This is a genomic window from Oceanimonas sp. MB9 (assembly GCF_011319775.1).
Lineage (GTDB): Bacteria > Pseudomonadota > Gammaproteobacteria > Enterobacterales > Aeromonadaceae > Oceanimonas > Oceanimonas doudoroffii.
In genome coordinates this window covers 260,473-280,247 of sequence record NZ_VFBE01000005.1, presented here as the reverse complement: position 1 = coordinate 280,247, position 19,775 = coordinate 260,473, and the positions used below count along the sequence as shown (strand labels likewise).

Sequence of the window (19,775 nt, the reverse complement as noted above, 5' to 3'; positions counted from 1 at the left end):
TTACTGCTTTTCGCGTCATCCGTAGTCAGCCCAGGTGGGCGGCCAGTTCATCGCTGCCGCCGATATGACGACCGTCGATAAATACCTGAGGCACGGTACTGCGGCCGGACACCGCCTTCAGGCTGATGCTGGTGGCGTCCTGACCGATAATCACCTCTTCGTAACGCAGGTTGCGATCCAGCAGCATTTGCTTGGCACGGGCACAATAGGGGCAACCCGGCTTGGTAAACAGGGTGATGGCAGACGGCTTGGCCGCATTGGGGTTGATCCAGGCCAGCATGGTGTCGGCATCGGAAACCTCAAAAGGATCACCAGGCTTTTGCGGCTCGATGAACATTTTTTCAATCACGCCGTCCTTCACCAGCATGGAGTAACGCCAGGAGCGCTTGCCAAAGCCCAGCTCCCGCTTGTCCACCAGCATGCCCATGCCCTCGGTGAACTCACCATTACCATCGGGGATCACACGAATGTGCTCGGCCTCCTGGTCCGCCAACCAGGCGTTCATCACAAAGGTATCGTTCACACTCAGACAGATAATGTCGTCGACGCCGTTTTCAAACAATGCCGGTGCCAGCTCGTTAAAGCGGGGCAAGTGAGTGGAAGAACAGGTGGGTGTAAAGGCGCCGGGCAGCGAAAATACCACCACGGTTTTACCGCTGAACAGCTCGTCGGTGGTCACATCGCTCCACTGATCCTGAATGCGGGTACGAAAGGTCACCTGGGGCACACGCTGGCCGGTTTTGTCTGTCATCATGTTCGAGTCCTTGTGTTAGCTGCTTGCTGTTGGACTCAGTATTACCCGACGAGAGAGAAAGATTAAATCGTTTAATTGCATCAAGTTGATAGCTTTTAGCAATCAAAATGGGCAATGGCCTCGCCACTGCCCGTCTGTTGTTGTTCGTCAGCCCCGGCCGTTGAACCATCCCTTGTAAATCTGCTCCTTGAGTTGATGCCGGCGCAGTTTCAATCCCTCAAACTCGGCATCGGAAATGGGCAGGTTGCAGGCCTCCAGGCCTTCAATCTCGTGGTTCACCTTGTGATACTCCCGGGCCAGTTGTGCGAACTCTTCGTCGTTCAGCTTGAGCTCGCTGATGCGCTCGGCATGCTCGGGAAACTCTTCGGCAAGCGTGTGTGTCATGAATCAACCTCCTCGGCAACAGGGGATGATTTAACTATAGACGACAGACTCCTCGGGTACTCGCGCCATGGCGGCCTCCACCACTTCCGGGCCGGCCCCACGCTTGTGGGCATTTTCACTGAGGTGGCGGCGCCAGGCCCGGGCTCCGGGCATGCCCTGAAAAATGCCGAGGGTATGGCGGGTAATGTTGCCCAGATAGGTACCCTGGGTCAGCTCCCGCTCGATATAAGGCAGCAGGTTGCGAATCACCTGATGGCGGCTCGGCACCTCGCGCGTATCCTCAAACAGCTCGGCGTCCACTCGGGCCAGCAGATAGGGGTTCTGATAGGCTTCCCGCCCCAGCATGACGCCGTCCAGATGCTGCAGGTGGGTGTGAGCCTCTTCCAGGGTCTTGATGCCGCCATTAATGGCCACGGTCAGCCCGGGGTAATCCCGCTTGAGCCGGTATACCCGCTCATAGTCCAGCGGCGGAATTTCGCGGTTTTCCTTGGGACTCAGCCCCTGCAGCCAGGCCTTGCGAGCGTGCACGACAAGGGCATCGGCACCGGCCTCGGCCACCCCGTCCACCAGCGCGCAGAGAAATTCGTAGCTGTCCTGCTCATCAATGCCGATACGGGTTTTGACCGTCACCGGAATGGACACCGCCGCCTTCATCGCCGCCACCCCCTCGGCCACGGTTTTCGGCTGGGCCATCAGGCAGGCGCCGAACAGGCCATTCTGAACTCGATCGGACGGGCACCCCACATTCAGGTTGATTTCGTCATAGCCGCGCTGCTCCGCCAGACGGGCGCAGTGTGCGAGCGCCTGCGGGTCATTGCCACCCAGCTGCAGCACCAGGGGATGCTCCTCGTCGTTATACGCCAGGTAGTCACCCTTGCCGTGAATAATGGCGCCGGTGGTCACCATTTCGGTATAGAGCTGGGCATGACGGCTCATCAGCCGATGAAAATAACGACAGTGTCGATCGGTCCAATCGAGCATGGGGGCAACGGAAAAGCGGGCGCTGGGGTAATGACTCATGTGTATGACGACTTTTTGAACAACAGGGCGCGCATTATACCCAAGCAGGCTCACAGACCCAACCTTGAACGCAGGACGGGCATCCCAGCTGTGCTAAGATGCGCCCAGAAGCCTTAGCGTGAGCCTGATTTATGTCCATTCAACAACAACTTGAACGTGCCGAGCGATTGTGCGAGCAGCGTGGGGTTCGTTTTACCCCCACCCGGCGCCACGTGTTTTCGCTGCTGGCGGGCCAGAAGGGCGCGGTCAGCGCCTATGAGCTGCTGGACCGGCTCAGGGAGCTGGAGCCCAATGCCAAGCCGCCAACCGTGTACCGGGCGCTGGATTTTCTGCTGGCCCAGGGCTTTGTGCACAAGGTAGAGTCCCTCAATGCCTTTCTGTTTTGCGACCACTTCGCCGAGCACCACCCCATGCAGTTGCTGATCTGCACCCAGTGCGGCGACGTCATCGAGTTGCACGATCAGGCCATCAACCGGGCTTTTGAACATCAGGCCGAGCAGCACGGCTTTGCCATCACCAGCCAGTCTATCGAGGCCCATGGCCGCTGCCGCCGATGCCGGAGCGAAACCGCCGACAGCTGATATAGTTAGGTAACCACCAGCCACAAGGAATGCTGAGGATGGGCGCCTTTTTCAAGCTGTTTCTGCTGCTGGCCGTGTTTTACCTGGCCAGCGAGGTGAAACTGAGTACCTCGCTGTATCACTACGAAGAAAACGAGATTGAACTGACCTTTCCGGTCTGGCAGACCGATAACCCCTGGTATTACATGAAGTGGAACCCGGCAAAGCAGGAGTTTGAGCAGAAACTGGGAATACCTGAGCGTGAAGCGTGAAGCGTGAAGCGTGAAGCGTGAAGCGTGAAGCGTGAAGCAGTATAAGGCAACCCGATGGCTGATCACCGGGTTGCCTGAGGAATATCCCCGTTAATCCACGTATTCCAGTCTCGGGCGGGCGGTCATGCGGGTCACCAGCTCATAGGCAATGGTGCCCACATGGCGGGCCACTTCTTCCGCCGCCAGCCCATCACCCCACAGCAGCACTTCATCCCCCACCTGATCGGTGGCGTCCGGCCCCAGATCCACCGTGGCCATGTCCATCGAGACCCGGCCCGCCAGGGTGGCCCGGCGGCCGTTGACCAGCACCGGGGTGCCTGCCGGCGCCATGCGCGGATAGCCATCACCGTAGCCCACGGCAATGACGCCAATGCGAGTGTCACGAGGACTGACCCAGCTGCCGGCATAACCCACCGGCTCGCCGGCCTTGTGCTCACGTACCGCGATCAGGGTGGTGGTAAAATTCATCGCCGGGCGCAGGCCAAAGTCGGTGCCCTGCCGATCGCCAAAGGGGGTGATGCCATAGAGCATGATGCCGGGCCGAATATAGTCGGCATGGGCCTCGGGAAAGGCCATTACGCCGGCGGAGTTGCACAGGGCGGTGGCCGCCACTTTGCCATCGGTGACGGCCTTGAAACGGGCAACCTGGGCCTCGGTCACGGTGCGCTGCTCGGGCTCGTCGGCCCGGGCGAAGTGGGTCATGGCGTTCACCGGCTGCACCACCTGAGGCAGTTTCGCCAGGCGGGTAAACACCCCTTCGGCCTCTTCCGGGGCAAAGCCCACTCGATGCATGCCCGAGTCGATTTTGACCCAGACGGTCACCGGGGCGGCCAGCGGAGTACGCTCCAGGGCATCGAGCTGGGCGTGACCGTGAATGCACAGGTGAAAGTCGTGGCGCGCGGCATAATGCAGCTGCTCGAGATTGAAAAAACCTTCCAGCAACAGGATGGGAAGGCGAATGCCGCCGGCACGCAGGCGCTGCGCCTCTTCAAAGCGGGCTACCGCAAACAGATCCGCATCCGCCTCCAGCGCCGCCGCTACCCGCAGGTCACCGTGCCCATAGGCATTGGCCTTGACCACCGCCACGGCCTTGGCATTAGGTGCCTGTTGTTTGGCCACCTTCAGGTTGTGCCGAATCGCCGCCAGACTGATGCGGGCCACCGCTCCCCGTGCATCCATGTTCGCTCCTCAATAATCATCATCGAAATCCGGTCCGGCGTAGTTGTCAAAGCGGGAAAACTGCCCCTGGAACGTCAGCCGCACCTTGCCTATGGGTCCGTTACGTTGCTTGCCGATGATGATTTCGGCGATACCCTTGTCGGGGCTGTCGTCGTGATAGACCTCGTCCCGATAGATAAACATGATGAGGTCGGCGTCCTGCTCGATGGATCCCGATTCCCGCAGATCCGAGTTTACCGGCCGCTTGTCGGCCCGTTGTTCCAGGCTTCGGTTCAGCTGGGACAGCGCCACCACGGGCACTTCCAGCTCCTTGGCCAGGGCCTTGAGCGAGCGGGATATCTCGGCGATCTCCAGGGTCCGGTTATCGGCCAGACTCGGCACCGTCATCAGCTGCAGATAGTCGATCATGATCATGCTGACGCCGCCGTGCTCGCGGGCCACACGCCGGGCCCGGGAGCGTACTTCGGTGGGAGTCAGACCGGAGGAGTCGTCAATATAGAGCTGACCCTTTTCCAGCAGCATGCCCATGGTGGAAGACAACCTGCCCCAGTCTTCATCATCCAGTTGCCCGGTACGAATGCGGGTTTGATCGATTCGTCCCAGGGAAGCAAGCATCCGCATAATAATCTGCTCAGATGGCATTTCCAAGGAGAATATGAGCACAGGTTTGTCATTTGTTAGTGCAGCATGCTCGCAAAGATTCATTGCAAAAGTGGTTTTACCCATAGAGGGTCTGGCCGCCACTATAATCAGATCGGAAGGCTGTAGTCCGGCAGTTTTTTTATCTAGATCATTGTATCCCGTCGAGACTCCGGTTATGCCCTGATGGGGATTTTTGAATAGATCTTCTATGCGATCGATCGTCTTTTCGAGCAGATTGCGCAGGGGTTGCGGGCCTTCATTGGCGCTGGTGCGGCTTTCGGCTATCTTGAACACCTTGCTTTCGGCCAGATCCAGCAGGTCGGACGAATTGCGCCCCTGAGGGTCAAAACCGGCCTCGGCAATCTCGTTGGCCACGGAAATCATCTCGCGCACCACCGCCCGCTCCCGCACGATATCGGCATAGGCACCGATATTGGCGGCACTGGGAGTATTCTTGGCGATTTCCACCAGATAAGAAAAACCGCCCACGGTTTCCAGCGCCTCGTGCCGCTCCAGCTCTTCCTGCACCGTGATCAAATCGATGGGATTGCCGGTCTGGCTGAGGCGTTGCATGGCCTGAAAAATCAGCCGGTGCGGCCGGCTGTAAAAGTCGGTATCCGAGACCTTTTCCGCCACCCGATCCCAGGCGTTGTTGTCCAGCAGCAGGCCGCCCAGCACGGACTGCTCCGCTTCAAAGGAATGGGGCGGCATCTTCAGCTGGGCCACGGCCTGATCGGGCCTGGCGGCGGATTTGTCTGTCATCGGAACTCTCACTGCGTGACCAAAACGCCATTATCGGAATTTTTGCCCGCCACTGAAAGGTTCAATCTTGCCCTAACCGTAAAAGTCGATGGCGAATGATTAAACAGCAGTTGACATAACATGTCCCTGCTTTACGATGTTGCCAGTCTGTAACCCAAGGAAATCACCATGCGCAAATTGCTTGCCCTGTTTACCCTCGTCTTTGCGGTGGGCCTGACCGCCACCGCCTTTGACGCCGAAGCCCGCAAGATGGGCGGCGGCAGCCGCTCTGTCGGCAAGTCCTACAAGACCGCGCCGGCGCAACCGGCCCAGCAGAACATCAACAACACCGCCGGCAGCCAGGCCCAGCCCAAGGCCAAGAAGTCCGGCCTGATGGGCGGCATTCTCGGCGGCCTGCTGGCCGGCGGCCTGTTCGCCTGGCTGCTGGGCTCCGGCGCTTTTGAAGGTTTCCAGTTTATGGACTTTCTGCTGATCGCCGGCCTGGCCATCGGTGCCGTGTTCCTGCTGCGCGCCCTCAAGGGCAGCAAGGCACGGCAACAACCGCAGCAGCCGGCCTACAATGGCCCCCAGCGCTTTGAAGCGCCACAGTCCGCCCCGGCCACCGGTGCCACCGGCGGTTTTGGCCAGACCGATGTGCCCTTCAGCCTGCCCCCGGGCTTTGACATGCAGGCCTTCCTGCAGGGCTCCCGCGAGCACTATCGCACCCTGCAGCAGGCCTGGAACCAGAACGACCTGGAAAAAATGCGGGAATACATGTCTCCCGAGCTGTTTGCCGAGCTGAGCCGCGAGCGGGCCAGCCTGAGCGGCGATCAGCACACCGAGGTAATGTTCGTGGATGCCGAGCTGGTGCGTGCCGACCATACTTCCTACCAGGCTCAGGTCAGCCTGAAGTTCAGTGGCCGCTACCGCGACAGCGTGGAAAACGTGGAGCAGGACATCAATGAAATCTGGCACCTGGAGCGGGACCTGACCCAGGCCAACGCCCCCTGGCTGATTGTCGGCCTGGAAGATCTGGCCTGATAACTTCCTGTTTGCCAAATCAAAGGGCTGCCATGGGCAGCCCTTTTTATTTACGCCCCCCTTTCGAGCGCGGATCTTGTCCCTGATGAATAGGGGCGGCCTGCCCACAACGTACTCACACTGCGAAGGAACGACAGCACGCTGTAGGTTGTGATGAGCGAAATCGCAACAAGGCAGGCGACGGTGAAATGTGGTAATTCGCTGCGCTCATTTCAACCTACCGAACCGAGCAAAGTACTGAACCGCAGCCCCGACTGACCATCCGATATACACTCCCACGCAGGAGCGTGGGAGCGAGAAACCCCGTATCCCCATTCCCAGCTCCCTCCTACTCCCCAAAATAAAAAGGCGCCCGCAGGCGCCTTGTCATCCAGTTTGACAGTCGTCAGCCCACCAGGGCCAGCAGCACACCGGCAGCCACCGCCGAGCCGAGCACACCGGCCACGTTGGGGCCCATGGCATGCATCAGCAGGAAGTTCTGATGGTTGGCTTCCAGTCCCACCTTGTTCACTACCCGGGCCGCCATGGGCACCGCCGATACGCCGGCGGCGCCGATCAGCGGGTTAACCTTGCCACCGGTGAGCCGGCTCATCAGCTTGGCCATGAGCACACCCGCTGCGGTGCCGATGGAGAAGGCCACCGCACCCAGGCCGAGGATCCCAAGCGTATCCAGGGTCAGGAACTGTTCAGCCGACAGCTTGGAGCCCACCGCCAGTCCCAGAAAGATGGTGACCACGTTGATCAGCTCGTTCTGGGCGGTCTTTGACAGCCGGTCCACCACGCCCGATTCCTTCATCAGGTTACCCAGGCAGAACATGCCTACCAGGGGCACCGCCGACGGCAGGAACAGCAGAGTCAGGGTGAGGATCATCAGCGGAAAGATCACCTTCTCGCGCTTGCTCACATGACGCAGCTGATCCATCTTGATGGCCCGCTCTTCCGGGGTGGTCAGCAGCTTCATGATGGGCGGTTGAATGATCGGCACCAGCGCCATGTAGGAATAGGCCGCCACGGCAATGGCCCCCAGCAAATCCGGTGCCAGCCGGGAGGCCAGGAAGATGGCGGTGGGGCCGTCGGCACCGCCGATGATGGCGATGGCCGAGGCGTCCGCCAGGGTAAAATCAAAACCGGGCAGTGCATTGAGGGCAATGGCGCCGAACAGGGTAGCGAAAATACCAAACTGGGCCGCCGCCCCCAGCAGCAGGGTTTTGGGGTTGGCAATCAGCGCCCCAAAGTCGGTCATGGCTCCGACCCCCATGAAGATCAGCAGCGGAAACACCCCGCTGCCGATGCCTACTTCATAGACGTAATAGAGCAGACCGCCGGGCTCGGCCATGCCGGCATTGGGAATATTGGCCAGCACGCCGCCAAAGCCGATGGGCAGCAGCAGCAGGGGCTCAAAGCCCCGGGCGATGGCCAGATACAGCAACAGCAGGCCGACCGCGATCATTACCAGCTGTTTCCAGTGGAAGTTGGCGATGCCGGTTTCCTGCCACAGGGTCAACAAAGAGTCCATTCCGTGCTCCTTATGCCAGGGTGACCAGGACATCGCCCACAGACACGGCGTCGCCTTCCTTGACCAGCACGTCCACCACCTGGCCGTCCCGGGCGGCGCGCACCTCGGTTTCCATCTTCATGGCTTCCATGATCAGCAGCACGTCACCGGCGGCGACCTGGGTGCCTTGCTTGGCCAGGATCTTGAAGATATTGCCCGCCAGCGGCGCAGCCACCGGCTCACCGGCACCCGCGGATGCAGGTGCCGGCGCGGCGACAGGAGCCGCAGCCGGCGCACTGGCATCACGCACGGCGCTGATGCTGCCCGCCGGGCCCACTTCCACCTCATAGACACGACCGTCCACCTTGACCGCATAAGTCTCGGGAGCGCCCGCAGGGGCGGCTACAGGCGAGGCGGCCGGAGCCGGCTCAAAGGCACCCGGGTTGTCGCGGTTGCGCAGGAACTTGAGGCCGATTTGCGGGAACAAGGCGTAGGTGAGCACGTCGTCCACCTCATCGCTCGCCACCCGCAGCTGCTCATCTTTGGCCAGCGTCTTGAACTCGCCGGTAAGCCGCTCCAGTTCATCGGAGAGCAGATCCGCCGGCCGGCAGGTGATAGCCTCGCCACCATCCAGCACCCGCTGTTGCAGCTCGGCATTAACCGGCGCCGGGGCCGCACCGTATTCCCCCTTGAGAATACCGGCGGTTTCCTTGGTGATGCTCTTGTAGCGCTCGCCGGTGAGCACGTTGATCACCGCCTGGGTGCCCACTATCTGAGAGGTGGGGGTCACCAGCGGAATAAAGCCCAGATCTTCCCGTACGCGCGGAATCTCTTCCAGCACCTCGTCCATGCGATCCGCGGCATTCTGCTCCTTGAGCTGGCTTTCCATGTTGGTGAGCATGCCACCGGGCACCTGGGCCAGCAGAATACGGGAGTCCACGCCCTTGAGGCTGCCCTCGAACTTGGCGTATTTCTTGCGCACCTCACGGAAGTAGGCGGCAATCTCTTCCAGCTTGGTCAGATCCAGGCCGGTGTCACGCTCACTGTTCTGCACCATGGCCACCAGGGTCTCGGTGGGCGAATGGCCGTAGGTCATGCTCATGGAGGAAATGGCGGTGTCGAGAATATCGATGCCGGCGTCGATGGCCTTCATGTGGGTTGCCAGACTCAGGCCGGTGGTGGCGTGGCAGTGCAGCGCCAGCGGCAGCGAGACTTCGGCCTTGATGCGCTTGATCAGCGTCTCGGCCTCGTAGGGCTTGAGCAGCCCCGCCATGTCCTTGATGCAGATGGAGTGACAGCCGAGATCCTGCAGCCGCTTGGCCATGTCTACCCAGGTATCCAGGGTATGAACCGGCGAGGTGGTGTAGGAAATGGTGCCCTGGGCATGGCCGTCCATTTCCACCGTGGCCTGAATGGCACTTTGCAGGTTGCGTACGTCATTCATGGCATCAAAGATGCGGAATACGTCCATGCCGTTGGCCCGGGCCCGCTCCACAAACTTGAATACCAGATCGTCGGCATAATGGCGGTAGCCCAGCAGGTTTTGACCCCGCAGCAGCATTTGCTGACGGGTGTTGGGCATGGCCTTTTTCAGGGCACGCAGGCGTTCCCAGGGGTCTTCGCCCAGATAACGAATACAGGCGTCAAAAGTGGCACCGCCCCAGGTTTCCAGGGACCAGTAACCGATGGCATCGAGCTTTTCGGCGATGGGCAGCATGTCTTCCAGGCGCAGGCGGGTTGCCAGCAGGGATTGGTGCGCGTCGCGCAGCACGACGTCAGTGATGGCCAGAGATTTGGTCATGAGTAAGAGCTCCGTTCATGTTTCCGTTTAAGGGAGTTTCCGTTATGTGCCGCTCAGGGCTTGTGGTTTTTTTTATATTGGGCAATGGCCGCAGAGATGGCGGCAAGTGTTTGCGGACCCGGTCCCTGGTCGGCGGTTGCAGGCGCAACCGGGACCGCAGGCGCGGGCGCCGCTTCACCCGCCAGGCGGGCCAACAGCTTGACGGCCACAATGGCCAGAGAAAGAAAGGCAAAAACGAAGGCCATGCCCAGCCCCATCAGGCTGGCGGCCTCCAGCAGTTGTGCAGAGAGGTTATTCATATCAGCGTTGTCCTTGCTGTGGTTTGTCCAGGGCCACGAGCATACTGAGCCAACCCGGGTAATGACAACGCCGCATTGTCAAAAGTGTCGTAAAGATTAAAAAAAAGTCATCACAAGGTGAGTGGGGTCACAGGACCCGAAGAAAGCAGGAAGTGAAAAACACAAAAGAAAAAAGCCGGCACAAGGCCGGCTTTTTTAGATGGCGCATCCGGGAGGATTCGAACCTCCGACCGCTCGGTTCGTAGCCGAGTACTCTATCCAGCTGAGCTACGGATGCATGTTATGTTGCGTTTATTTTCAGATGGCGCATCCGGGAGGATTCGAACCTCCGACCGCTCGGTTCGTAGCCGAGTACTCTATCCAGCTGAGCTACGGATGCTTTTCTGAAAAACGCTTTTTAAAAGTGGCGCATCCGGGAGGATTCGAACCTCCGACCGCTCGGTTCGTAGCCGAGTACTCTATCCAGCTGAGCTACGGATGCGCTGTAAAATGGCGGTGAAGGAGGGATTCGAACCCTCGATGCGGGTATAAGCCGCATACTCCCTTAGCAGGGGAGCGCCTTCAGCCTCTCGGCCACCTCACCGTGTTTGCGGGGCGTATATTACCGCCGGGCCAAAATAAGTCAAACACTTTTCCAACCCGATTTTTTCGTTCGAACAGACTTTAAGCATTTCGCTGCCAAAGCCACCAAAAAGAATAAAAAACGCCCCAAAAACCCGTTAATTAATACTGGCTGTCTTCGCCGGTGCCCTTCTCGGCCTGTATACGCATGTAGATTTCTTCACGGTGAACGGACACTTCTTTCGGTGCATTCACACCAATACGCACCTGGTTACCCTTCACACCCAGCACGGTCACGGTTACTTCGTCACCGATCATCAGGGTTTCCCCTACTCGACGAGTCAAAATCAGCATATGGCTGCTCCTGTAATTGCAATGATTAGAAAATATGTTGGTTATTATCCGATAAAGGCGACGAAAAACCCAGCCTTCCCATGGCCTGAAATGGGGTGAGCCGATGCCAAAATCAAGAGGCCTGTCGATGACAGGCCTCTTTATACCACTCGGCTTAACGCTGCCGAATCAAATTATAGACGGCTTGCCTTGGACTGCGGCCTTAGAGGCGCTCGCTGAGCCAGGACGTGACCGAGTCCAGCGCCGCCGGCAGGGCCGCCGGCTCGCTGCCACCGGCCTGAGCCATGTCGGGACGGCCACCGCCCTTGCCGCCCACCTGCTGGGCCACCATGTTGACCAGCTCGCCGGCCTTGACCTTGCCGGTAAGATCCTTGGTGACACCGGCAATCAGGCTGACCTTGTCACCGCTGACGGTGCCCAACACCACCACGCCGGACTGCAGCTTGGACTTGAGATCGTCCAGGGTGCCACGCAGAGACTTGGCATCCACCCCTGCCAGGTTGGCCACCAGCACCTTGTTGCCGTTGATATCACGCACCTGCTCCAGCAGAGAGGCACCGGCCTGAGCCGCCAGCTTGCCCTTGAGCTGTTCGATTTCCTTTTCCAGCTGGCGGCTGCGATCCAGCACCTGGCGCACCTTGGCCGACACCGAGAAGGTGTCGCCCTTTACCAGGCTAGCGGCCTGGGCAATTTCATGGTCAAGCTGGTGCAGATAGGCCAGCGCGGCCTCGCCGGTCACCGCCTCAATACGGCGCACACCGGCGGCAATGCCGCTTTCCGAGAGGATCTTAAACAGACCGATGTCGCCGGTACGGCCGACGTGAGTACCGCCACACAGCTCGGTAGACACCTCGCCCATGGCCACCACCCGCACTTCGTTTTCATCGTACTTCTCGCCGAACAGGGCGGTGGCGCCGGCCTGCTTGGCGCCTTCCAGATCCATCAACCGAGTGGAGACCGGCAGGTTGGCGCGAATGTCACGGTTGACCATGTCTTCCACTTCCCGCAGTTCCTGGGCACTCATGGCCTCCAGGTGGGAGAAGTCAAAGCGCAGCCGCTCGGGCTCGACCAGCGAGCCTTTCTGGGTCACGTGCTCGCCCAGCAGCTTGCGCAGGCTGGCGTGCAGCAGGTGGGTCACCGAGTGGTTGAGGGCGGTGGCCTGACGACGAGCGCCATCGACCGCGGCAGAAACCTCCTCGCCCACTTCGAGGGTACCCAGCTCCATGAAACCCAGGTGCAGAATGCCACTGCCGGCCTTCTGGGTGTCTTTCACCACGAACAGGCCGTCATCCATGCGGATCACACCCGCATCGCCCACCTGACCGCCGGACTCGGCATAGAAAGGCGTGGTGTCGAGCACCACGGCGCCCTCTTCGCCGGCGATCAGCGCGTTCACCGGCTCACCGTCCTTGAACAGCGCGGTCACCTTGCCCGGCTGGGCCAGGTGCTCGTAGCCGGTAAAGGCGGTTGCACCGTCCACTTTGATGGTTTTGGAGTAATCCACACCAAAGTTGGAGGCTTCCTTGGCCCGTTCCCGCTGCTGCTGCATCAGGGTCTCAAAGCCGGCCTCATCAATGCTGATATCCCGATCCCGCAGCACGTCGGCGGTGAGATCCGCCGGAAAGCCGTAAGTGTCGTACAGCTTGAACACCACCTCGCCGGGCAGCACAGTGCCCTCGCCCAGTTCGGCAATGGCGTCTTCCAGCAGCTGCAGGCCCCGGTCCAGGGTGCGGGCAAACTGCTCTTCTTCCAGCCGCAGCACCTTCTCGATGATCGGGCGCTGAGTGTTGAGTTCGGGATAGGCTTCCCCCATCTGCTCGCACAAGGCAGCCACCAGGGTGTGGAAGAAGGTCTTGTCGGCGCCCAGCTTGCGGCCATGGCGCACGGCGCGGCGAATAATACGACGCAGTACGTAACCCCGGCCTTCATTGGACGGCATGACACCATCGGCAATGAGGAAGGAGCAGGAGCGAATATGGTCGGCGATAACCCGCAGTGACTTGTTGTCGAGATCGCTGGTGCCCACCGCGTCGGCGGCGGCCTTGATCAGCGCCTGGAACAGATCGATTTCGTAGTTGGAATGCACGCCCTGCAAAATGGTGGCGATACGTTCCAGGCCCATGCCGGTGTCTACCGAAGGCTTGGGCAGCGGCTCCATGGTGCCGTCGGCATGACGGTTGAACTGCATGAATACCAGGTTCCAGATTTCGATGTAGCGATCACCGTCCTCTTCCGGACTGCCGGGAGGCCCACCCCAGATATGCTCGCCGTGATCGTAAAAGATCTCGGTACAGGGGCCACAGGGGCCGGTGTCGCCCATGGTCCAGAAGTTGTCGGAGGCGTACTGGGCGCCCTTGTTGTCGCCGATACGTACAATGCGATCCACCGGTACGCCGATTTCCTGGGACCAGATATCAAAGGCCTCGTCGTCGGTTTCATACACGGTGACCCAGAGTTTTTCCTTGGGCAGCTTGACCACACCGGTCAGGAATTCCCAGGCGAAGCGAATGGCATCCTGCTTGAAGTAGTCACCAAAGCTGAAGTTGCCCAGCATTTCAAAGAAGGTATGGTGACGGGCGGTGTAACCCACGTTTTCCAGATCGTTGTGCTTGCCACCAGCACGCACGCAACGCTGGGAGCTGACGGCCCGGTTATAGGCCCGCTGTTCCAGACCCAGGAACAGATCCTTGAACTGGTTCATGCCGGCATTGGTAAACAGCAGGGTCGGGTCGTTGTGGGGCACCAGCGAGCTGGACGCCACCACCTGGTGTCCTTGCTGGCGGAAATACTCGAGAAACGCATTGCGTAACTCAGACGTGGTCATTCGCATGGAAAATCCTGTTGATAGCTTGGTAGGCGTTTACACGCATAATTTAAAAGGAATGGGCGGCAATGTAAAACGCGCCATCGGGCGGGTGCAGGCGGAAAGGAGCTATTCGTCGTCACTTTCCAGGGCATAACGAATGTGATCCGGGCCAAAGCCCCGCGCCTGCAGGTAGCGCATGCGTCTGGCGCGTTCCTTGAAATCGGCGATGGGCGCGTCGCCGAAGCGGGCCCGGTGGCATTCCCGGGCCAGCTCGAACCAGTCGGTGTCCTGCTCATCCAGCGCCGCGGCAATCTCGTCTGCGCTCACCCCCTTACGCTGCAGCTCGGCACGAATGCGCGAGGGGCCATGCTTTTTATACACGTGCTGGCGCACCTGAGTATGGGCAAAGCGCGCATCCTGCAGCCATTGCTGCTGCTCCAGCCGATCGAGCGTACGCGTAATCTCGTCTTCGCCAAACTGGCGCTGGCGCAGCTTTTGCTCCAGCTCCCGCCGGCTGTGATCCCGCCGCGACAACAACCGCAAGGCGCAATCCCATACCGCCTGATCCGGATTGGATGACTCAAATAACATGCTCGTCCCTTAAAACACGAAGGCCGGGCATTGCCCGGCCTGTTTATCAGAACTCCTGGTCGCCGTCGGGGCCATCCAGCTCGGCCAGGGCCTCGCCCTTGCCGTTGCCTTCGGTAGCCGCTCCCGGCGCCAGCAGCAGCATCTGACGCAGTTGTTGCTCGATTTCGTCGGAAATATTCTTGTGTTCCAGCAGATACTTGATGGAGTTGGCCTTGCCCTGGCCAATTTTGTCCCCCTTGTAGCTGTACCAGGCTCCGGCCTTTTCAATCAGCTTGTTTTTCACGCCCAGCTCAATCAGCTCGCCTTCCTTGGAGATGCCGGCGCCGTACATAATCTGGAACTCGGCCTGCTTGAACGGAGGCGCCACCTTGTTCTTGACCACCTTGACCCGGGTTTCGTTGCCGACCACCTCGTCGCCTTCCTTGATGGAACCGATACGACGAATGTCGAGACGCACGGAGGCGTAGAACTTGAGGGCATTACCACCGGTAGTGGTTTCCGGGCTGCCGAACATCACACCGATTTTCATGCGGATCTGGTTGATGAAAATGCACAGGCAGTTGGCGCTCTTGATGTTGGCGGTAAGCTTGCGCAGCGCCTGGGACATCAGGCGGGCCTGCAGGCCCACGTGGGAGTCACCCATCTCGCCTTCAATTTCGGCGCGGGGGGTCAACGCCGCCACCGAGTCGACGATGATGACGTCCACCGCACCGGAGCGCACCAGCATGTCGCAGATTTCCAACGCCTGCTCACCGGTATCGGGCTGGGAGACCAGCAGGTCGTCCACGTTAACGCCCAGTTTGCCGGCATAGACGGGATCCAGGGCGTGTTCCGCATCCACAAAAGCACAGACCTTGCCGGCGCGCTGGGCTTCGGCAATGACCTGCAGGGTCAGGGTGGTTTTACCGGATGACTCGGGACCGTAGATTTCCACGATACGGCCGGTAGGCAAGCCACCGATGCCCAGGGCAATGTCCAGAGACAGGGAGCCGGTGGAAATGGCTTCAACATTCAAAGCCTTGTTGTCGCCCAAACGCATGATGGAGCCCTTGCCAAACTGTTTTTCAATCTGGCCCAGGGCGGCGGCCAAGGCTTTTTCTTTGTTCTGATCCATAAAATGCTCCGCTGAAATTGGCTGGTGCGTAATGCAGGAAACTGAGGATGAGTATACTGTTTATTCGTACAGTATCAAGTGGGGTTTTGCTCAAGCAGTGTCAGGCAGGCCTGCAATGCTTCCGTTACGGTCTGCCGACGTACGGCGGCCCGATCACCATCCAGCCGCAACAGCCGGCAGTCGAGCCGATCGCCGACGGCCGCATAACAGGCCAGCCAAACGGTGCCCACGGGCTTGTCGGGACTGCCGCCACCGGGGCCGGCCACGCCGGTGACCGCAACCCCGAGGCCGCAGCCCGACACGGCGCAAGCGCCGCGCACCATGGCCTCGGCCACTTCCCGGCTGACCGCGCCATGGCGCTCAATCATGGCGGCATCCACGCCCAACATGGTGGTTTTAGCGGCATTGGAGTAGGTGACAAAGCCCCGGTCAAACCAGGCCGAGCTGCCGGCAATGTCGGTGACGGCGGCGGCAATACCACCGCCGGTGCAGGATTCGGCGGTGGTCATCATGATGCCACGGGCGAGCAAGGCCTCACCCAGTTGCCGCGCCAGTGTCTCCGTGTCCATCGCTTTCCCTCGTTCGCCAAATACTCGTATCGGTATTATGCCGGGGCAGAGGGGGAACGCCAATGGCTAACCGACAAGTCCTGCCCGAATGCCCTGCCACAATACTCCCAGCGCCGACAGCACGGAAATCAGCAGAATGGCCGGCCGGACGCTGTCTCTATGGACCCTGCGTTCAAGCCATCGGGACAGCCAGAAGCCCAGCGCCACACCGGGAAGCAACTTCACCACCAGCGGCAGGGCAAGCAAGGCCGGCCCCCCCTTGGCGAGCAGCATCAGCAGCGACAGCGGTGTGCCCACCAGAAAAAAGACGGCGAGCTCGTCACGGGTGGTCAGTCGGGGTTGATACTGATAAAGCAACGCCATGGGCGGACCGCCCACCGAGGTGGCGGTACCCAACAGGCCCGAACAAAAGCCGGCCACGGTCAGGCCCACCGGCGTAGGCGCAATCGGGTAACGGCGTCCACTCAGCCAGACCGCCAGCAACAGGGCGCCGCCAAACAGCAGGCTGAGCTGCCAGCCGGTCAGGGTGACCAGCAGCAGGGCACCGCACCAGGAGCCGGGCAAGCGAGCGAGTATGGCCGGCCACACTCGTCGCCAGTTCAGCCGGTGGCGCTGCTTCAGCACCACCAGCAGCGACAGCCCCCAGCCCAGCACCAGCACCGGTCCCGGTACATAGGCAGGATCGAGCAGATACAGCAGGGGCGCGGCCAGCAGCCCAAAACCGATGCCCACCCAGGCCTGCACCAGAATGCCACCGGTCACAATCAGCAACGCCAGCAACTCGGGGGAGGAATACAGCATGAATGTTGTTGGCACGAAGTCGATGGCAAGCAAAGGGGATAGTCACCTATCGGAAAACCGACAGGTGATCAGTGTGCGTTATTGTGCCCCCGCCCCCAGGCGGGAACGTTCGCTGTTTTCCACCAGAATACCGGCGCCGATACGGTTGATCTCGGCCCACAGGGCTTCGTCGATCTCGATACCGTTATCGATCACGTATTCCTTGTTCTCCGCCAGATCCTCCGGGCTCAAATAGCGCGCATGGCGGTTTCCCTTGGAGCGCTGCAGTGACCCGGCCAGATCCACCCGGGAGCTGCAGACGATGGTCAGCGCCTGTTGCTCTTCCGGCGTGGTCACCAGATTGGTGGAAGCCTGGCTGAAACTGGGGTAGCGCTCTCCCGCCTTGATGGCCGCGGCATATTCCTTCACCGTGCGGCTGCCATTCTGCCAGTAGGCGGTCACACTGATGCCGCGCCGGCCGCAATCGGTCAGCGCCTTGAGGGCAAACATGCGGTTGTGGCAGTTGTGTACGGTAATGGTGGCAATGCCGCTTTCCAGCGCCTTGGCATGGGCCAAATCCACCGAGGCGGCAATGCAGTTCAGGGCACTGCGGCCGTTGCTGTCGATAATGGCCGAGGTGCTGTCTTCATACACGACCGTGCTCAACGGCTTGTCGGCGTCCAGGGTCAGATAGGGCAACGCCCGCTCCAGCTCCGCCAGCCCGCCCAGGCCGTGCTTTTCCAGCCACAGCACCATGTTGGCAGCATCTTCATAGTTGCCCACAAAGTATCCGCATGCTTCAAAGCAGCGGCGCAGAGCCGCCTTCAGCTCATTCATTGAAACCTGCATCAGTCGTTCCCTCCCACGGTCGGTGCCAGGGGCATAAACCAGTCATCGTTATAGGTTTTGCCGATGTCTTCCAGCAGCGGAGCCCCCTGATACATGGTATTGCGCACCCACAGTCGGGAGCGCGGATCGAACTTGCTCACCCCAAAAAACGACAGCTTGCAGCGCAGCAGGTGCATGGGCAATATGTCATGGGCCAGCAGGTTGGCCTGAATGTCACCGTATACACAGCGATTCATGCTCTGGATGCGGCGGACTATGCCACGCAGTTTGGGCCGGGCCACCATAAAGCGGGCCGTGGTGTGCTCCGGGAACTCTTCAATATACTGGCACAGCAGCTGGTAACAGCGGAACACGGCATAGCCCACGCCCAAAGCCATTTGCTTTTCCCGGCCATCATCCAGCTCGCATTTGCCCAGGCGGGGCTCCATTTTGTCTTCCGAGCGGTACCAGAAAATATCCCGGTTTTTCGGATCGCTGAAGTCGATTTTCAGCGTCCAGGCATAGCGTTGTTCAATCACTGCCTTGAGCTGCTGCAGCGGCATCAATGGATCCAGGTCGAGAAACTCTTCCGCACAATAATATTCATCCAGGCCATCCACCAGTTGCGGGTAAAGCTCCAGCATGACCGACACCAGCAGCTCCTGTCCCTGCAACGAGCAGTGTTGTTCGCTCCAGGCCAGCAGGTCATTCCAGCTCTCCAACCCCACGCCCGCCTGCTCCCGCAACTTCGCGAGATCCTCGATCACTCGGCGATTGTTATTGCTCTGCCAGGCGTCTTCCGTCACGGTTTCGGCAATATGCTGTGAACAGCGGCCCAGCAATTCATCCAGGCGCCAGCGTACTCCTTCATCGATATGCCCGAGGGCACGAACCTGGGCCAGGGCCAGCTCGCGCATTTCGATCCATCGGTTGATCAAGATGGGGTGGTTAATAAGGTAAGGCGCCATGCCCAGGCCGGTGGAATTGCCGATGCCGAAATAGCGCTTGAGCTCGAGCTTCATGGGCGTGAACTGCTGCGGGTCCCGCTGCCGGGCAATGTGCTCGACCTGCAGCAGACTAAAGTTACGCAGCATAAAACAGGCAAACATCTCGGCCGCAAACGGGCGGGCAAAATCCGGGAAACGGCTGCAGACCTTGTCCCAATCGGCCATGCCCAGCTTGCCGCTGCCGTAGACCGCGGTGGTGCGATAGAGGTAACCGACTTCGGCAATACGGGCGACGTCGGGTTGCTCCCCCTTGCTCAGTTGCGCCACCACATAATCAAAGTTGCGGGCGCTGCGGTTGGCGCGGGACAATACAAACACCCGGGAGTCGACCCGGCCGGCTTCCTGCAGGGGAACATTCTGGCGCAGGAAGGCCAGATATTCGTCTTCAATCCGCCCTTCCACCAGCGCCATGGTCAGATCCCACTTGCTGGCAATGACCCTGTCGTTGCGTTCTTCCGGGCTCAGATAATCGGAAAAAATAACAAAACTGAACAGGCCCTGGGGCGTGTTGATTTCGTAGATAAGGGCGCCATAGCCTTCGGCACACAGCTCCTGACGAGCAATATTCACCTGCCAGCGTTCCAGCATAATGCGGCGTACCAGGGTACGCATAAAGCTCAACCGGCTTTGATGCATGGCACCCAGCCGCTCCAGATCCATCACCTGATCTGCCGGGCGCAGCGGTAATGCATTTGGCCCCCGCAGCGAGGCCTTGATCGCAGCCAACCTCATCATGTTTCTACCCTCGATTGATGATTCCATTCCTGTGCGCCTTGAACCGAAACAAACGTTCGGGACGGCGCAGTGCCCGAAAGCGCAACACAGCCGTTACCGGTGTGCTTGCCCGCCTTCTTTCTGGCTCATGGTGTGCATCTTCAATCAGGGCAATAAAACCCGACAAGTTAAATGGCTATATCACTTGATAAGAAAAGTTTATCAGAATGCTGCAAGACCACATAAATACTGTTTTCCATGTA

General features: G+C 59.9%; 19 protein-coding genes and 4 tRNA genes. 3 read left to right on the top strand and 20 right to left on the bottom strand.

Annotation, left to right across the window (positions count from 1 at the left end):
* Positions 1-25 precede the first annotated feature (25 nt).
* The 3 genes from OJHNALOF_RS04575 to dusA all read right to left on the bottom strand — a co-directional run bounded on the left by OJHNALOF_RS04575 (position 26) and on the right by dusA (position 2,158).
* Positions 26-754 (bottom strand): glutathione peroxidase, encoded by a 729-nt coding sequence (locus OJHNALOF_RS04575; RefSeq protein WP_165661291.1) that lies wholly within the window; start codon positions 752-754, stop codon positions 26-28.
* Positions 755-901: 147 nt separating this feature from the next.
* On the bottom strand, positions 902-1,138 hold the full coding sequence (locus tag OJHNALOF_RS04570; RefSeq protein ID WP_094200268.1) for a YdcH family protein: 237 nt from the start codon (positions 1,136-1,138) through the stop codon (positions 902-904).
* Between the two features lie 30 nt (positions 1,139-1,168).
* Entirely contained in the window at positions 1,169-2,158 is a 990-nt protein-coding gene (gene dusA / locus OJHNALOF_RS04565) for a tRNA dihydrouridine(20/20a) synthase DusA (protein WP_165661290.1), read from the bottom strand.
* Between the two features lie 131 nt (positions 2,159-2,289).
* Here dusA and zur point away from each other — a divergent pair, with 131 nt between their 5' ends.
* On the top strand, positions 2,290-2,739 hold the full coding sequence (gene zur / locus OJHNALOF_RS04560; RefSeq protein WP_094200287.1) for a zinc uptake transcriptional repressor Zur: 450 nt from the start codon (positions 2,290-2,292) through the stop codon (positions 2,737-2,739).
* A gap of 38 nt (positions 2,740-2,777) precedes the next feature.
* Complete coding sequence (locus OJHNALOF_RS04555; protein WP_165661289.1) at positions 2,778-2,990, top strand: hypothetical protein; 213 nt, start codon at positions 2,778-2,780, stop codon at positions 2,988-2,990.
* Positions 2,991-3,080: 90 nt separating this feature from the next.
* On the opposite strand, the gene alr is transcribed toward OJHNALOF_RS04555, so the two are convergent.
* Together alr and dnaB are read right to left on the bottom strand one after the other, a co-directional pair.
* Positions 3,081-4,169, bottom strand: coding sequence for an alanine racemase (gene alr, locus OJHNALOF_RS04550; protein ID WP_165661288.1), 1,089 nt, complete (start codon positions 4,167-4,169; stop codon positions 3,081-3,083).
* Between the two features lie 9 nt (positions 4,170-4,178).
* Positions 4,179-5,573, bottom strand: a complete 1,395-nt coding sequence (gene dnaB / locus OJHNALOF_RS04545) for a replicative DNA helicase (RefSeq protein ID WP_094200290.1) — start codon at positions 5,571-5,573, stop codon at positions 4,179-4,181.
* Between the two features lie 168 nt (positions 5,574-5,741).
* Between dnaB and OJHNALOF_RS04540 the strand changes: the two genes are divergently transcribed.
* Positions 5,742-6,593: a Tim44 domain-containing protein gene (locus OJHNALOF_RS04540; protein WP_165661287.1), complete on the top strand. Its 852-nt coding sequence runs from the start codon at positions 5,742-5,744 to the stop codon at positions 6,591-6,593.
* A gap of 385 nt (positions 6,594-6,978) precedes the next feature.
* On the opposite strand, the gene OJHNALOF_RS04535 is transcribed toward OJHNALOF_RS04540, so the two are convergent.
* From OJHNALOF_RS04535 to OJHNALOF_RS04465, 15 genes are all read right to left on the bottom strand, one after another.
* On the bottom strand, positions 6,979-8,109 hold the full coding sequence (locus OJHNALOF_RS04535; protein WP_094200292.1) for a sodium ion-translocating decarboxylase subunit beta: 1,131 nt from the start codon (positions 8,107-8,109) through the stop codon (positions 6,979-6,981).
* Positions 8,110-8,119: 10 nt separating this feature from the next.
* Positions 8,120-9,889: a sodium-extruding oxaloacetate decarboxylase subunit alpha gene (oadA, locus tag OJHNALOF_RS04530; RefSeq protein ID WP_165661286.1), complete on the bottom strand. Its 1,770-nt coding sequence runs from the start codon at positions 9,887-9,889 to the stop codon at positions 8,120-8,122.
* A gap of 53 nt (positions 9,890-9,942) precedes the next feature.
* Positions 9,943-10,188 (bottom strand): OadG family protein, encoded by a 246-nt coding sequence (locus OJHNALOF_RS04525; RefSeq protein WP_094200294.1) that lies wholly within the window; start codon positions 10,186-10,188, stop codon positions 9,943-9,945.
* Between the two features lie 200 nt (positions 10,189-10,388).
* Positions 10,389-10,465 (bottom strand) — tRNA-Arg (locus OJHNALOF_RS04520).
* A 25-nt stretch (positions 10,466-10,490) separates the two neighbouring features.
* A tRNA-Arg gene (locus OJHNALOF_RS04515) sits at positions 10,491-10,567 on the bottom strand.
* Positions 10,568-10,592: 25 nt separating this feature from the next.
* Positions 10,593-10,669: transfer RNA gene (locus OJHNALOF_RS04510), tRNA-Arg, on the bottom strand.
* A 9-nt stretch (positions 10,670-10,678) separates the two neighbouring features.
* Positions 10,679-10,771: transfer RNA gene (locus OJHNALOF_RS04505), tRNA-Ser, on the bottom strand.
* Positions 10,772-10,911: 140 nt separating this feature from the next.
* Positions 10,912-11,103 carry a carbon storage regulator CsrA gene (gene csrA / locus OJHNALOF_RS04500; RefSeq protein ID WP_094200295.1) on the bottom strand — a complete coding sequence of 64 codons (192 nt, stop codon included), beginning with the start codon at positions 11,101-11,103 and terminating at the stop codon, positions 10,912-10,914.
* A gap of 202 nt (positions 11,104-11,305) precedes the next feature.
* Positions 11,306-13,933 (bottom strand): alanine--tRNA ligase, encoded by a 2,628-nt coding sequence (alaS, locus tag OJHNALOF_RS04495; protein ID WP_165661285.1) that lies wholly within the window; start codon positions 13,931-13,933, stop codon positions 11,306-11,308.
* A 102-nt stretch (positions 13,934-14,035) separates the two neighbouring features.
* Positions 14,036-14,500, bottom strand: coding sequence for a regulatory protein RecX (locus OJHNALOF_RS04490; RefSeq protein ID WP_094200297.1), 465 nt, complete (start codon positions 14,498-14,500; stop codon positions 14,036-14,038).
* 46 nt (positions 14,501-14,546) lie between these two features.
* Positions 14,547-15,614, bottom strand: a complete 1,068-nt coding sequence (gene recA, locus OJHNALOF_RS04485) for a recombinase RecA (protein WP_094200298.1) — start codon at positions 15,612-15,614, stop codon at positions 14,547-14,549.
* A gap of 74 nt (positions 15,615-15,688) precedes the next feature.
* Positions 15,689-16,183, bottom strand: a complete 495-nt coding sequence (locus OJHNALOF_RS04480; protein WP_165661284.1) for a CinA family protein — start codon at positions 16,181-16,183, stop codon at positions 15,689-15,691.
* Between the two features lie 66 nt (positions 16,184-16,249).
* Positions 16,250-16,984 (bottom strand): TSUP family transporter, encoded by a 735-nt coding sequence (locus OJHNALOF_RS04475; RefSeq protein WP_165661283.1) that lies wholly within the window; start codon positions 16,982-16,984, stop codon positions 16,250-16,252.
* 78 nt (positions 16,985-17,062) lie between these two features.
* Positions 17,063-17,812 (bottom strand): DUF3726 domain-containing protein, encoded by a 750-nt coding sequence (locus OJHNALOF_RS04470; RefSeq protein ID WP_094200301.1) that lies wholly within the window; start codon positions 17,810-17,812, stop codon positions 17,063-17,065.
* The gene (locus OJHNALOF_RS04465) at positions 17,812-19,533 is read right to left on the bottom strand and encodes a hypothetical protein (RefSeq protein WP_165661282.1); all 1,722 of its coding nucleotides are present in this window, start codon (positions 19,531-19,533) and stop codon (positions 17,812-17,814) included. Before OJHNALOF_RS04465 ends, OJHNALOF_RS04470 begins: the two co-directional genes overlap by 1 nt.
* Between the last annotated feature and the right edge of the window lie 242 nt (positions 19,534-19,775).

What these genes read in the sequence shown, in the direction of transcription:
- dnaB (WP_094200290.1), bottom strand. Translation starts at nt 5,573, where the DNA reads ATGACAGACAAATCCGCCGCCAGGCCCGATCAGGCCGTGGCCCAGCTG.
- alaS (WP_165661285.1), bottom strand. Translation starts at nt 13,933, where the DNA reads ATGCGAATGACCACGTCTGAGTTACGCAATGCGTTTCTCGAGTATTTC.
- OJHNALOF_RS04465 (WP_165661282.1), bottom strand. Translation starts at nt 19,533, where the DNA reads ATGATGAGGTTGGCTGCGATCAAGGCCTCGCTGCGGGGGCCAAATGCA.
- OJHNALOF_RS04525 (WP_094200294.1), bottom strand. Translation starts at nt 10,188, where the DNA reads ATGAATAACCTCTCTGCACAACTGCTGGAGGCCGCCAGCCTGATGGGG.
- OJHNALOF_RS04475 (WP_165661283.1), bottom strand. Translation starts at nt 16,984, where the DNA reads ATGCTGTATTCCTCCCCCGAGTTGCTGGCGTTGCTGATTGTGACCGGT.
- recA (WP_094200298.1), bottom strand. Translation starts at nt 15,614, where the DNA reads ATGGATCAGAACAAAGAAAAAGCCTTGGCCGCCGCCCTGGGCCAGATT.
- zur (WP_094200287.1), top strand. Translation starts at nt 2,290, where the DNA reads ATGTCCATTCAACAACAACTTGAACGTGCCGAGCGATTGTGCGAGCAG.
- OJHNALOF_RS04540 (WP_165661287.1), top strand. Translation starts at nt 5,742, where the DNA reads ATGCGCAAATTGCTTGCCCTGTTTACCCTCGTCTTTGCGGTGGGCCTG.
- OJHNALOF_RS04470 (WP_094200301.1), bottom strand. Translation starts at nt 17,812, where the DNA reads ATGCAGGTTTCAATGAATGAGCTGAAGGCGGCTCTGCGCCGCTGCTTT.
- OJHNALOF_RS04535 (WP_094200292.1), bottom strand. Translation starts at nt 8,109, where the DNA reads ATGGACTCTTTGTTGACCCTGTGGCAGGAAACCGGCATCGCCAACTTC.
- OJHNALOF_RS04480 (WP_165661284.1), bottom strand. Translation starts at nt 16,183, where the DNA reads ATGGACACGGAGACACTGGCGCGGCAACTGGGTGAGGCCTTGCTCGCC.
- OJHNALOF_RS04490 (WP_094200297.1), bottom strand. Translation starts at nt 14,500, where the DNA reads ATGTTATTTGAGTCATCCAATCCGGATCAGGCGGTATGGGATTGCGCC.
- OJHNALOF_RS04555 (WP_165661289.1), top strand. Translation starts at nt 2,778, where the DNA reads ATGGGCGCCTTTTTCAAGCTGTTTCTGCTGCTGGCCGTGTTTTACCTG.
- oadA (WP_165661286.1), bottom strand. Translation starts at nt 9,889, where the DNA reads ATGACCAAATCTCTGGCCATCACTGACGTCGTGCTGCGCGACGCGCAC.
- csrA (WP_094200295.1), bottom strand. Translation starts at nt 11,103, where the DNA reads ATGCTGATTTTGACTCGTCGAGTAGGGGAAACCCTGATGATCGGTGAC.
- dusA (WP_165661290.1), bottom strand. Translation starts at nt 2,158, where the DNA reads ATGAGTCATTACCCCAGCGCCCGCTTTTCCGTTGCCCCCATGCTCGAT.
- OJHNALOF_RS04570 (WP_094200268.1), bottom strand. Translation starts at nt 1,138, where the DNA reads ATGACACACACGCTTGCCGAAGAGTTTCCCGAGCATGCCGAGCGCATC.
- alr (WP_165661288.1), bottom strand. Translation starts at nt 4,169, where the DNA reads ATGGATGCACGGGGAGCGGTGGCCCGCATCAGTCTGGCGGCGATTCGG.
- OJHNALOF_RS04575 (WP_165661291.1), bottom strand. Translation starts at nt 754, where the DNA reads ATGATGACAGACAAAACCGGCCAGCGTGTGCCCCAGGTGACCTTTCGT.